At 54.6% G+C, this 12,115-nt stretch carries 13 protein-coding genes; 6 read left to right on the plus strand and 7 right to left on the minus strand.

Going from position 1 to position 12,115, the window contains the following annotated elements; translation table 11 throughout:
* Positions 1 to 139 (minus strand): hypothetical protein (locus NG99_RS28520; RefSeq protein WP_157032686.1); only part of this gene is annotated, 139 nt, incomplete at its 3' end.
* Between the two features lie 134 nt (positions 140 to 273).
* Between NG99_RS28520 and metR the strand changes: the two genes are divergently transcribed.
* The 3 genes from metR (at position 274) to NG99_RS22560 (ending at position 2,226) form a co-directional block, all read left to right on the plus strand.
* A complete protein-coding gene (gene metR, locus NG99_RS22550; protein WP_034898072.1) occupies positions 274 to 1,215 on the plus strand; it encodes an HTH-type transcriptional regulator MetR in 942 nt (313 codons plus the stop codon).
* Between the two features lie 98 nt (positions 1,216 to 1,313).
* A complete protein-coding gene (locus tag NG99_RS22555; protein ID WP_034898074.1) occupies positions 1,314 to 1,790 on the plus strand; it encodes a YehS family protein in 477 nt (158 codons plus the stop codon).
* A gap of 190 nt (positions 1,791 to 1,980) precedes the next feature.
* The gene (locus NG99_RS22560; protein ID WP_034898076.1) at positions 1,981 to 2,226 is read left to right on the plus strand and encodes a hypothetical protein; all 246 of its coding nucleotides are present in this window, start codon (positions 1,981 to 1,983) and stop codon (positions 2,224 to 2,226) included.
* 60 nt (positions 2,227 to 2,286) lie between these two features.
* On the opposite strand, the gene NG99_RS22565 is transcribed toward NG99_RS22560, so the two are convergent.
* Complete coding sequence (locus NG99_RS22565; protein ID WP_034898077.1) at positions 2,287 to 3,141, minus strand: carboxylate/amino acid/amine transporter; 855 nt, start codon at positions 3,139 to 3,141, stop codon at positions 2,287 to 2,289.
* Positions 3,142 to 3,347: 206 nt separating this feature from the next.
* On the opposite strand from NG99_RS22565, the gene glpT reads away from it, so the two are divergent.
* Positions 3,348 to 4,703, plus strand: a complete 1,356-nt coding sequence (gene glpT, locus NG99_RS22570) for a glycerol-3-phosphate transporter (protein ID WP_034898079.1) — start codon at positions 3,348 to 3,350, stop codon at positions 4,701 to 4,703.
* A complete protein-coding gene (gene glpQ, locus NG99_RS22575) occupies positions 4,696 to 5,745 on the plus strand; it encodes a glycerophosphodiester phosphodiesterase (protein ID WP_034898080.1) in 1,050 nt (349 codons plus the stop codon). The genes glpT and glpQ overlap by 8 nt, the downstream gene beginning before the upstream one ends.
* A 48-nt stretch (positions 5,746 to 5,793) precedes the next feature.
* Here glpQ and yigL read toward each other — a convergent pair whose 3' ends face one another.
* A complete protein-coding gene (gene yigL / locus NG99_RS22580) occupies positions 5,794 to 6,594 on the minus strand; it encodes a sugar/pyridoxal phosphate phosphatase YigL (RefSeq protein ID WP_034898082.1) in 801 nt (266 codons plus the stop codon).
* A 73-nt stretch (positions 6,595 to 6,667) separates the two neighbouring features.
* Positions 6,668 to 7,660, minus strand: coding sequence for a lysophospholipase L2 (pldB, locus tag NG99_RS22585; RefSeq protein ID WP_034898084.1), 993 nt, complete (start codon positions 7,658 to 7,660; stop codon positions 6,668 to 6,670).
* A gap of 115 nt (positions 7,661 to 7,775) precedes the next feature.
* Between pldB and rhtB the strand changes: the two genes are divergently transcribed.
* On the plus strand, positions 7,776 to 8,399 hold the full coding sequence (gene rhtB, locus NG99_RS22590) for a homoserine/homoserine lactone efflux protein (protein WP_034898086.1): 624 nt from the start codon (positions 7,776 to 7,778) through the stop codon (positions 8,397 to 8,399).
* A 44-nt stretch (positions 8,400 to 8,443) separates the two neighbouring features.
* Here the strand turns inward: rhtB and rhtC are convergent, their stop codons facing one another.
* The 3 genes from rhtC to pldA are packed head-to-tail and all read right to left on the minus strand — an operon-like array spanning position 8,444 to position 11,871.
* Complete coding sequence (gene rhtC, locus NG99_RS22595; RefSeq protein ID WP_034898087.1) at positions 8,444 to 9,070, minus strand: threonine export protein RhtC; 627 nt, start codon at positions 9,068 to 9,070, stop codon at positions 8,444 to 8,446.
* A gap of 39 nt (positions 9,071 to 9,109) precedes the next feature.
* On the minus strand, positions 9,110 to 10,936 hold the full coding sequence (gene recQ / locus NG99_RS22600) for an ATP-dependent DNA helicase RecQ (RefSeq protein ID WP_034898089.1): 1,827 nt from the start codon (positions 10,934 to 10,936) through the stop codon (positions 9,110 to 9,112).
* 56 nt (positions 10,937 to 10,992) lie between these two features.
* The gene (gene pldA / locus NG99_RS22605) at positions 10,993 to 11,871 is read right to left on the minus strand and encodes a phospholipase A (protein WP_034898091.1); all 879 of its coding nucleotides are present in this window, start codon (positions 11,869 to 11,871) and stop codon (positions 10,993 to 10,995) included.
* Between the last annotated feature and the right edge of the window lie 244 nt (positions 11,872 to 12,115).

Below are 12,115 nucleotides of genomic sequence, written 5' to 3' on the forward strand. Positions count from 1 at the left end.
GGCGGGCACGCAGCTCGCGACCAACCGCCAGTAACTCTTCCTGCGAGCTGTTGCCAGCCCAATAGCTCTCCTGCGCCTTTTTCAGTTCACGACGCAGGCCGACGCGGGGGAATCCAAGCGTGTGGTTTAGAATGGTCATCAGTTCTTTCCTCAGTGTGGCCCGTTGTCGTGGCAATCAGGCTTTTAGACGTCCAGATGTTTACACATCTATAATCCGCAGGTACTGTAGTAATCACAAGCGCAAATTGTTCACTGTCGATGTGAAGGACTCTCATGATCGAACTCAAACACCTGCGGACGCTGCAAGCGCTGCGGACCACCGGATCGCTGGCTGCGGCTGCGGCCCAGCTACATCAAACGCAGTCGGCGTTATCTCATCAGTTCAGCGATCTTGAACAGCGTCTGGGGTTTCGATTGTTCGTGCGTAAAAGCCAGCCGCTGCGCTTTACGCCTCAGGGCGAGATCCTGTTACAGTTGGCCGAGCAGGTGCTGCCGCAGATCCAACAGGCGCTTCAGGCCTGCCACGAGCCTCATCAGACCACGCTGCGCATCGCCATTGAGTGCCACAGCTGTATTCAGTGGCTGACGCCAGCGCTGAATAACTTCCGCCAGAGCTGGCCGCAGGTGGTAATGGATTTCAAATCTGGGGTGACTTTCGATCCCCAGCCGGCGTTACAGCAGGGTGAGCTGGATCTGGTCCTGACGTCTGATATCTTGCCGCGCAGCGGGCTTTTCTATTCACCGATGTTTGATTTTGAAGTCAGGCTGGTGCTGGCTCCGGATCATCCGCTGGCGCAGACCGGGCGCATTTCTCCTGAGGATCTGGCGGATGAAGTGCTGATGATTTATCCGGTACAGCGGCAGCGCCTGGATGTCTGGCGCCATTTTCTCCAGCCCGCCGGGGTCAGCCCTACGCTGAAAAGCGTGGATAATACGCTTCTGCTGATCCAGATGGTTTCTGCCGGAATGGGGATTGCTGCCCTGCCGCATTGGGTGGTGGAAAGCTTTGAACATCAGGGGCTGGTGGTGACAAAAACCCTGGGTGATGGCCTCTGGAGCAGGCTGTATGCCGCCGTGCGCGACGGTGAACAGCGCCAGCCGGTGATCGAAGCGTTTATCCGCTCCGCTCGTCAACATGCCTGCGATCATCTGCCGCTGGTCAGAGATGCTTCCCAACCTGGGGCGACGCTCCCTTACCCGCTGAGCCACTCCTGATTTTCCCGCCAGCCAGGCCTGCTGGCGGGTTTTCCTGTATCAAAGGCCATTTGTCTCTATAATGCGCTCAACAGACTTTGATTCCTGATGAGATTTATATGACCAATAACGACGTGCTGCGCAGCGTGCGCTATATGCTTCAACTCAATGATGCGCAGGTGGCGGCCATTCTGGCGCTGGCAAACACTGAAGTCACCGAAGCGGAAGTCAACAGCTTCCTGAAGAAGGACGATGAGGCCGGTTTTCGTGCCTGCCCTGACGTGATTATGGGCTACTTCCTGAATGGGCTGATTTTCCAACGCCGTGGCAAAAGTGAAGATGCGCCTGAGCCATCCATCGAGCGCAAGATGACCAATAACATCATCATGAAGAAACTGCGCGTTGCGTTCGATCTGAAAACTACCGACATTCTCGAGATCCTGAAACTGGCTGATTTTGCCGTTGGACAGTCTGAAATCGGCGCGATCTTCCGCAAGCCCGGCCATAAGAATTACCGTGAGTGCGGCGATCAGATCCTGCGCAATTTCCTGAAGGGGCTGACCATGAAAGTCCGCCCTGCTGCAAAAAAATCGTAATTTTCACGGGCAGTAATCGCTGCCCTTAATTAATAGCAATTCACACTATAAATAAATATTTTACTATTTACACTCATTATTAAAAAACAAATTTAATATATTATTTGACAGAATCAATTAAAAATAATAACCTCAATTTCGGAGTGTTACTCCAAGAGTAATAGACTAACCATGGAATAAGGTGAATATAATGCGAGAGTTAAAACTTACTGAAGTCAGTGCGGTGAGCGGCGCGGGTAAACTGCAGGATAATATTGCCGCCAGCATTGGGGATTTTTTTACAGGCATTTTTAATAAAGTCAGTACGGTAATTGATTTAGGCTACACAAAGGATGATGCCAACAACCTGGGCACAGACGTTGGTCAGCGCGTTGGTGGCATTATTGAAAGTCATGTTAATAAATTAATCAACTATCTTAGCTCGTGGTCTAAATAAATATGAATGACGAACATTGGGACGTAATGACACGTCTCAATGTTTCGTAGAAACACTATTTTATCTGGCTTTTATAATCCAGTAACGGTGCACCAGCAGGGAAGCGAAAATAACCGCCGCGCCTATGATAAAGCTTGGCCAGTGCGGTTGCTGCTGCCAGATAGCCAGATTAACCAGCAGCCCGGCAGGAACGTGCATATTGTTCATGATCCCCAGCGTACCAGCATCAACCTGAGTGGCGCCGTAGTTCCACATGAAATAACCCAGCCCTGAAGCAACAACGCCCAGCCAGACCAGGATCCCCCACTGAAGTGAAGTAACCGGCAGCTTCTGCGGGTTCCCCCACAGGAACCAGGCGATGGCGGCGATAAGCACCGCGCCAAGGTAGAACCAGGAGAAAGCCGTATGCTGCGGGACGGGTCTGATTTCCTGCAGTCTTTTATACCCCACCATGCCAATGGCAAAGATGATATTGGCTAGCTGCACCAGCAGCAGACCAAACCAGAAATGATCGCTGACCTTATCATAGCGGATGATCGCTGCCCCACCGACGGCCAGCAAGGCGCTCAGCGCATAGCCCCAGCGTACCCCACGTCCTTTCAGCAGATCGTAGATGAGCGTGACGTAAAGCGGCGTCATGACCGTAAACAGCAGAAATTCGGACACGCTGAGGTAAAGATAGGCCTGGAAGCTAATCAGGTACATCACGCCCAGTTGGAGGGCACCCACGGCCATATACATCAGCACCGTAGAGGCCCGGTAGCCGCGCCAGCGCAGAAACGGCAGGAAAACCACGGCAGCCAGCACCAGCCGGATCAGAACGGAAAATACGCTGTCTACCTGCCCGGCCAGATACTCGCCGATCAGACTAAAAGAAAAGGCCCACAGGATTGTGGTGACAATCAGTAACGTCACAATGGATTACTCTGCCGCGAAAAGTGCGCCTAGTGTAGCGAAACGATATGAGTTACAGGAAAGTATTTGGTTTACATGTGGTTGATTAACGACCACACAGCTGTCATAAAAATGTAATATTTGAGTTAACCCTCACAGTCTCTTCGGCGGTTACCCTCTACTCTTTGCGCAAACCGAGAATGACCCACGCCATTGGAGGCACATTAATGTTAAGTATTTTCAAACCTGCACCTCATCAGCCTCGCGTTGCGGACAGCCAGGTAGATCCCCTCTACCGTAAGCTGCGCTGGCAAATATTTCTGGGGATTTTCTTCGGTTACGCCGCCTACTACCTGGTCAGAAAGAATTTTACCCTGGCGATGCCCTACCTGATTGAGCAAGGGTTCTCGCGCGGTGATTTAGGGTTTGCGCTGTCGGGGATCTCCATCGCCTACGGCTTTTCTAAATTCATTATGGGGTCATTCTCAGATCGTTCGAATCCCCGTGTCTTTCTTCCTGCCGGATTGATTCTGGCCGCCGCCGTCATGCTGCTGATGGGATTTGTCCCGTGGGCCACCTCGAGCATCATGGTGATGTTCGTACTGTTATTCCTCTGCGGCTGGTTCCAGGGCATGGGCTGGCCTCCCTGCGGGCGCACGATGGTTCACTGGTGGTCACAGAAAGAGCGAGGCAGCGTGGTGTCGGTATGGAACTGCGCTCATAACGTAGGCGGCGGCATTCCTCCTCTGCTTTTCCTGCTGGGCATGGCCTGGTTTAACGACTGGAAAGCGGCGCTTTATATGCCGGCCATCGGCGCTATTGTGGTGGCGATAATCGCCTTTGCGCTGATGCGTGATACCCCGCAATCCTGCGGCCTGCCGCCCATCGAAGAGTATAAGAATGATTATCCGCCGGACTATGACGAGAAGCATGAAGAGGAACTGTCGGCTAAGCAGATCTTTATGCAATACGTCCTGCCCAACAAATTGCTGTGGTATATCGCGCTGGCGAACGTTTTTGTCTACCTGCTGCGCTACGGCATCCTCGACTGGTCGCCAACCTACCTGAAGGAAGTGAAGCACTTCGCGCTGGATAAGTCTTCCTGGGCCTATTTCCTTTACGAATACGCCGGCATTCCCGGCACGCTGCTGTGCGGCTGGATGTCCGACAAGGTTTTCCGTGGCAATCGTGGGGCGACAGGCGTGTTCTTTATGATACTGGTGACCATAGCGACGGTGATCTACTGGATGAACCCCGCTGGCAACCCCACCGTCGATATGGCCTGTATGATCGTGATTGGCTTTCTGATTTACGGCCCGGTCATGCTGATTGGCCTGCATGCTTTAGAACTGGCGCCGAAAAAAGCGGCGGGAACGGCGGCAGGCTTCACCGGGCTGTTTGGCTATCTCGGCGGTTCAGTAGCGGCCAGCGCTATCGTCGGCTACACCGTGGATTATTTTGGCTGGGATGGCGGCTTCATCATTATGATTGGCGGCTGCGTGCTGGCCGTGCTTCTGTTGATACTCACCATGATGAGTGAAAATAAGCACAAGCGGCTGCTGGCGGAGAAACACCATGCTTAAAATACTGGCAGGAACCCTGATACTTGCATGTTCACTGTGCACGCTAGCGGCTGGAGAAGAGAAGATTGTCATTGCTCACCGTGGGGCAAGCGGCTATCTGCCAGAGCATACTCTGGAGGCAAAAGCGATGGCCTATGCCCAGGGCGCTGATTTTCTTGAGCAGGACCTGGTGATGACCAAAGACGATCGGCTGGTGGTGCTACACGATCACTATCTCGATCGCGTAACGAACGTCGCCGATCGTTACCCCGAAAGGGCGCGTAAGGATGGGCGTTATTACGCGATCGATTTTACCCTCGCCGAGATCAAGGGGCTGAAATTCACCGAAGGCTTTACCGTGAAGAATGGCGCGAAAACCCAGACCTTCCCGGGCCGCTTTCCAATGGGCAAATCCGATTTTCGCATTCATACCTTCGCTGAAGAAATTGAATTTATTCAGGGCCTGAACCACTCCACCGGTAAAAACATCGGCATTTATACTGAAATCAAGGCACCGTGGTTCCACCGCCGGGAAGGAAAGGATATCTCAGCGAAAGTGCTTGATGTACTTAAGCAGTACGGTTACACCAGTAAAAGCGACAATGTTTATTTGCAATGCTTCGACTACAACGAAGTGAAGCGGATCAAAACGGAGCTGGAGCCTCAGCGCGGAATGAACCTGAAAATGGTGCAGCTGATCGCCGAGACCAAATGGGATGAAACCCAGGAGCAGAAAAACGGCAAATGGGTAAACTACAGCTATGACTGGATGTTCAAACCAGAGGCCATGAAAACCCTGTCACAATACGTTGACGGCATCGGTCCGGACTACCATATGCTGGTGGCTGAAGGGTCAACTAAAGAGCACATTCGCCTGACAGATATGGTAAAAGCGGCGCACCAGAACGGTCTGGTAGTTCACCCCTACACGGTTCGCGCGGATCAATTGCCTGACTGGGTTGATAATGTCGATCGGCTCTACCAGGTGTTGTATTACCAGGCCGGAGTCGACGGCTTATTTACCGACTTCCCGGACAAAGCCGTGCACTTCCTGCATCACTGATCCACCTGCGCCCCTGAGTCGTCAGGGGCGCAACCGGCGTAGATCAAATCAGACGTTATACAGCTTGCGCAAATAGTGAGGGACAGCGTTATCTGCATTGCTGCCAATCACTTCCAGCTCGGGCAGCAGGTCTTTCAGGCGCTGGTGAGAATTGCTCATGATGCAACCTTTCCCGGCCATGCTCAGCATCTCTTTATCGTTCATCCCGTCACCAAACGAAATGCAGTCCTTCAGCCCAAAGCCCAGCGACTGGGAAACGGCATCCAGCGCATGACCTTTAGAAACGCCGCCAGCCATCACTTCGAGGCAGGTTGGCAGGGAGAAGCTGACGTTAACCCGATCGCCCCAGCGCGCGACCAGCGCCTCTTCTAGCGGGATCAGCAGTTCAGGTTTGCCGCAGGTAAAGAACACCTTGCTGATGCCGTCCGTTGCCAGCGATCCCGGCTCATAAATCTGGTAATTGAAGTCAGACTCGCGGAAGAAATCCATCTCCTCTGGACGGTGACGGTTGAGGAACCACTCTTCATCACGGTAAACGTTAGTGAAAATGTCCTGATGATCGTGATGCAGGGCGAACAGCTCCTGGGCAATATCCTCATCCAGGTTATGGCTGAACACCAGCTCGCCTGCCGTGTTATGCACGCGGGCACCGTTCGAGGTGATCATAAATGCATCAATCCCCAGGCTGTCACGCATCTGGGCTACGTCAATGTAGTGGCGGCCGGTGGCGAAAATAAAATTCACGCCTTTGCCGGTCAGCAGCTGTAGCGTTTCGCGCGTGAAAGGAGATAAACGGTGGTCCGGTGACAGCAGCGTGCCATCAAGATCGGAAGCAACAATAGGGTACATATAACCTCTGGTTAGTCTGTTATCGGGCAGCCAGGCTGGCCCGAGACGGAATCATCTCTGAGTCGTGCAAAATTTATGGATGTCTGGAAAAAAACGCCACGATGGCTTCCAGCGCTTCGGCACGCATACTGTCTTTTTCAAATAAGATCTCATGACGCGCGCCGTCGATAACCCACGGTTTTCCCCCTTCACAGGGCTGCCCCGCGGCGGTCATGGCTTTGCAGAATAAATTCTGTGCCCGGTTATCCACCACCTTGTCCGCACCGGCCTGCAGCAGCAGCAGCGGTGTGGAAATATCTTTTGCCTTGCCGAGAATACCCTGCCCGGCAAGCACCCCTTCACGTACCCAATGGTAAGTGGGTCCCCCCACCCGCAGGCCCGGATCGTCGGCGTAAAAACGCAGGTTGCGCCGGTAACGCTCGCGGCTGTGGGTCAGCTCGTTGATGCCGAACGGTCGGGCGCGCCACTTGCCGGTGCCCAGCGCATAGCCATCGCGCAGCGCGGGCCGTTTTTCTGCCCACTCAAGAATGCGGTTAGCCATCCATAAGGGCATGGGTAAAAAGATGCCAAACATCGGCGAGGCCAGCACCACGGCATCGAAGGCTTTCGGCTGCCGGACCAGCATTAGCGTAAGGATTGCCCCGCCCATAGAGTGCGCCAGCGCATAGCGATGACGATAGTCACGGCTGGCTATCTCCTTCTGGTAGAGCGCTTCCAGGTCGTCAACGTAGTGTTCGAACGCTTCGACGTGCCCCCGGTGGGAGTCCTGTAGCAGCCTGCCCGAACGGCCCTGCCCGCGATGATCGATGATCACTACGTCGTAGCCGCAGTGGAACAGATCGTAGGCCAACTCCGGGTACTTTACGTAGCTTTCAATGCGACCCGGGCAGAGCAGAATAACCTTATCGTGTTGCGCCGAGATGAAGCGGACGTAGCGGATCGGCACCTGACCCACGCCGATAAACTCCCCTTCTTCCCGGGTCTGCCAGAAACTCAGCAGCGGACCGGTAGCAAAAGCAGCAAACGATTTTTCACGCGTTGGCCAGCCGTTGTTATGACTCGTCATCGGCTTCTGCCCTCTCCCCCTGTAACCGCTCAGAAAGACCTGAGGTCATCCCGTAGCGCAACCGTAAACAATGACGTATTGTGTCATACTTCTGCGCTATCAGGGAGCGTTACCCATGACCATCGAATGGTGGCTGGCCTATCTTTTAACCACCAGCATCTTAAGCCTCTCCCCAGGATCTGGGGCGATCAATACCATGAGCACCGGCATCAGCCACGGTTATCGCGGGGCGGTGGCTTCCATCTCGGGTCTCCAGGTCGGGCTTTCACTGCACATCATGCTGGTCGGTATTGGTCTTGGGGCGCTGTTCTCCCAATCGGTTCTGGCCTTCGAGATTCTGAAATGGGCGGGCGCGGGCTATCTGGTCTGGCTGGGAATTCAACAGTGGCGCTCGGGGGGCGGTATCGACCTGCATGCAGTGGCGAAAGCCATGCCGCGCAGGAAGCTTTTTAAGCGCGCGGTGCTGGTTAATCTGACCAATCCAAAGAGTATTGTCTTCCTGGCCGCGCTGTTTCCCCAGTTCATCCTTCCACACCAGCCGCAGGCCGTTCAGTATCTGGTGCTGGGCGTGACGACGGTGGTAGTCGATATCATCGTAATGATTGGCTACGCCACGTTAGCCACGCGCATTGCGGGCTGGATTAAAGGGCCAAAGCAGATGAAGCTGCTGAACAGAACGTTCGGCGGGATGTTTATCGCCGTAGGCGCTTTGCTGGCCTCGGCAAGGCGGATTGCCTGAGGAAGAAAGAGCAGGCCAGGCAACTCAGCCCGGCCCGTTGAGCCTCAGCGCGACAGGATCAGATGGATGCCGAAACCGGCAAACAGCACGCCAGCAAAGCCATCAATCCATTTTGCCAGGCGCTGGTAGCCCTGGCGAAACACCGGCAGCGCAAAAATACTGGCAACCAGGGTAAACCAGACAAAGGTTTCGCCGATAATCAGCAGAAATAGCCCCCAGCGCTCGCCTGCACCAACATCGTCCCCGACAAACAGGGAGAACACGCTGCCGAAGTAGATAACGGCTTTCGGATTGGACAGGTTAGTCAGAAAGCCTTTCAGGAAGCTGCGGCCCTTCTTCGGTAGCACGACCGGCGCGGCCTCCGGCTGAACCTTTTGCTGGTGCTGCTGGCGAGCGGAGCGCAGCATCTGAACGCCCATCCACAGCAGGTACAGCCCGCCGCAAACCATAATGATCTGGTGCAGCCAGGCCATTTTTTGCAGGATCAGGTTTAGCCCCATCAGCGCCACGCCAGCCCAGACCACAATTCCAAGGGTGATCCCCAGCACGCCGAGCATCGCTTCTTTACGAGAGCGGCTGGCCGCCGTTTGCGAAACAAAAAAGAAGTCCGGGCCAGGGCTCATCAGCGCAATAAAGTGAACCAGCGCGATCGTCATAAACAACATCAGCATTTGTATCGTTCCTTTAGTAAAAAACCCCTGCGAACCACGCTACTCGTCGCCGTCAACGTGTTCTTTAATCATCACCAGAAACGGCTTGCCAAACCGCTCCAGCTTTCTCTGTCCTACGCCATTCACGCTGAGCATTTCCGAGGCGGTAATCGGCATCTGCTCGGCCATCTCGATCAGCGTAGCATCGTTAAACACAACGTAAGGCGGGATATTTTCTTCATCGGCGATCGCTTTACGCAGCTTCCGCAGCTTGGCAAACAGCTTGCGATCGTAATTGCCGCCAAAGGATTTCTGACTGCTGCTGCGCGGCTTCACGCTGACCAGCCTCGGTACCGCCAGCATCAGCGGCGCTTCCCCGCGCAAAACGGGCCGTGCGGCCTCCGTCAGCTGTAGAGCGGAGTGCATCGCAATGTTTTGCGTGACCAGCCCCAGATGGATCAGCTGGCGAAGCACGCTGACCCAGTGCTCATGGCTCTGATCTTTGCCAATACCGTAGATGGGCAATTTGTCGTGCTGCATATCGCGGATTCGCTGATTATTCGCCCCTCTCAGGACTTCGACAACGTAGCCCATCCCAAAGCGTTGCCCGACGCGATAGATCCCGGAGAGCGCTTTCTGCGCTTCCACTACCCCATCGTAACGACGCGGCGGGTCCAGACAGATATCGCAGTTATCGCAAGGCTGCTGACGCCCTTCGCCGAAGTAGTTCAGCAGCACCAGACGGCGGCAGGTTTGCGCTTCGGCAAAGGCACCCATCGCGTTGAGCTTATGCCGTTCAATATCCTGTAACGGGCCTGGCGCCTTTTCATCCAGGCAGCGGCGCAGCCAGGCCATATCCGCCGGATCGTAAAGCATTAGCGCTTCCGCAGGCAGGCCGTCTCGCCCGGCGCGACCGGTTTCCTGATAATAGGACTCGATATTGCGTGGGATATCAAAGTGCACGACAAAGCGGACGTTGGGCTTGTTAATGCCCATGCCAAACGCGACCGTAGCTACCACAATCTGCAGGTCGTCACGCTGAAAGGCTTCCTGAACCTGCGCCCGATGGGCGTTATCCATCCCGGCGTGATAGGCCCCCACGCTCAGCCCACGGCTTTTCAACCGGGCGGCGGTGTCTTCCACCTTCGCCCGACTGTTGCAGTAAATAATGCCGCATTTGCCCCGCTGATCCTGCACGTAGCGAATCAGCTGATCAGTCGGCTTGAATTTTTCCACCAGCGTGTAGCGGATATTCGGCCGGTCAAAGCTGCTGATCTGGATGAGCGGATCGTTCAGCTGCAACAGCCGGGCAATATCATTACGCGTCGTTTCATCGGCCGTTGCCGTCAGCGCCATCACCGGCACATCAGGCAGGCGCTGACGTAGCTGGCCCAGCGCGCCATACTCAGGACGGAAGTCGTGCCCCCACTGGGAGATACAGTGCGCTTCGTCGACGGCCAGCATCGCCGGATTCCAGTGCAGCAGGCTATCGAGGAAGTTATCCATCATCAGACGTTCAGGCGCGATATACAGCAGCCTGACCCGGCCAGTCCGACAGCCCGCCATCACATCCTGCTGCTCTTCACGGGTCTGAGTGGAATTCAGGCAGGCAGCAGAGACACCGTTCGCCAGCAGCTGATCCACCTGGTCTTTCATCAGCGAGATCAGCGGAGAGACCACCAGCGTCAGGCCTTCTCTGACCAGCGCGGGAATTTGATAGCAGAGCGACTTGCCGCCGCCGGTGGGCATCACGACCAGGCAGTCACGCCCTTTCAGCGAAGCCTGAATGATGGATTGCTGTCCTGGGCGAAAGTGCTGATAGCCGAAGGTCTCTTGCAGTACCTGTTCCGCCAGCGCTTCCTGATTGATTACTGCAGCCGTAGACACGTATTCCCCACATCTGATGAGGGGTGAGACGGCCATCGCCGCTCACCCGAAAAACATTAAAACAGGTCGTTCAGCATCACGCCTACACCCACGCGCGTCTGGCGGTGGTTATAGTCAATCAGGGATTCGCCGTAGCCGCTGAACACCTGAGTATAGAAGCGAACGTGCTCGCTGATCGGGTAGCTCCAGCCCATTTCCGCGCCGCCATAACCGCTGTTCCAGTTATAGTTACTCTTCACGCTGAAAATACTGTCGCCCCACTGATAGCCGACCGTCAGGCGATAATACCCCATGTACTTAGTGATATCCGGGTTATCATCATTATTTTCACTTTCTGGAATACGGTACCAGGGTTTTGCTTCCACCATCCAGTTGCCGTTTTGCGCCATCAGACGTGCATAGACGCGGTTCCAGCTACGGGAGGTCGGCTCAGAACGGCCGTTTGACTGGTGATTAAGCCCGGTTTCCACATCGCGCAGCGTCCAGCCTGCAAAGGTGTAGTCTGTCGCCCATCCCAGGAAGATCTGAGGCTGATAGTCCGTTTCACGAAACGGCGAGGAACCGCCACGGTTAGAGAGCTGCCACCAGGATCCCTGAGTATAAGAGGCTGCAAGCACCGAGTTGTCACCCAAAATGCCGCGCCACAGAGGAAAGGCCAGGCTCAGCTGGAATTTCACCTCATCGTGTTTGGCGCTGTCAGCCCAGTTATAGCTCTGGATCGCTTCTTTATTGATGTTGCTGGTATCGGTATACAGAACATAGTTGCTTTCGTAAGGGTAGAGAACGAAAGGGTTGTCATGCTTTTCCAACAGGTTAGCAATGATACTGCCATTGACGGCAGGCTGGTCATGGACCTCGGTCACCGTGGCTTCCTGTGCCATCACTAACCCAGGAAACAGGAAGGCTGCGGCCAGCAATCCTCTCAGCATCGACATAATGTACTCCAGAGAAAAAAACGGGATAATGGGTGAAAGCACGCCATTCTACACAGAAATAGTGGCCGGGATTAGCGCTGATTTAGTAAAGCGATTCGCCAGGAAAATCCTGGAGAATTTCAGCCCTGTCGCAATGTCTGAAAATCGTTAAGCTCTGGATAGTTTATTGTCAGCAGCAGGCTGTACGGTGCGGGAAGTGTACAGCGCCGACCAGGATTTTTTCCTCATTCTGACGCGATATGAA

The organism is Erwinia typographi, from assembly GCF_000773975.1.
Taxonomy (GTDB): domain Bacteria; phylum Pseudomonadota; class Gammaproteobacteria; order Enterobacterales; family Enterobacteriaceae; genus Erwinia; species Erwinia typographi.

What these genes read in the sequence shown, in the direction of transcription:
- metR (WP_034898072.1), top strand. Translation starts at nt 274, where the DNA reads ATGATCGAACTCAAACACCTGCGGACGCTGCAAGCGCTGCGGACCACC.
- NG99_RS22555 (WP_034898074.1), top strand. Translation starts at nt 1,314, where the DNA reads ATGACCAATAACGACGTGCTGCGCAGCGTGCGCTATATGCTTCAACTC.
- NG99_RS22560 (WP_034898076.1), top strand. Translation starts at nt 1,981, where the DNA reads ATGCGAGAGTTAAAACTTACTGAAGTCAGTGCGGTGAGCGGCGCGGGT.
- glpT (WP_034898079.1), top strand. Translation starts at nt 3,348, where the DNA reads ATGTTAAGTATTTTCAAACCTGCACCTCATCAGCCTCGCGTTGCGGAC.
- glpQ (WP_034898080.1), top strand. Translation starts at nt 4,696, where the DNA reads ATGCTTAAAATACTGGCAGGAACCCTGATACTTGCATGTTCACTGTGC.
- yigL (WP_034898082.1), bottom strand. Translation starts at nt 6,594, where the DNA reads ATGTACCCTATTGTTGCTTCCGATCTTGATGGCACGCTGCTGTCACCG.
- pldB (WP_034898084.1), bottom strand. Translation starts at nt 7,660, where the DNA reads ATGACGAGTCATAACAACGGCTGGCCAACGCGTGAAAAATCGTTTGCT.
- rhtB (WP_034898086.1), top strand. Translation starts at nt 7,776, where the DNA reads ATGACCATCGAATGGTGGCTGGCCTATCTTTTAACCACCAGCATCTTA.
- rhtC (WP_034898087.1), bottom strand. Translation starts at nt 9,070, where the DNA reads ATGCTGATGTTGTTTATGACGATCGCGCTGGTTCACTTTATTGCGCTG.
- pldA (WP_034898091.1), bottom strand. Translation starts at nt 11,871, where the DNA reads ATGTCGATGCTGAGAGGATTGCTGGCCGCAGCCTTCCTGTTTCCTGGG.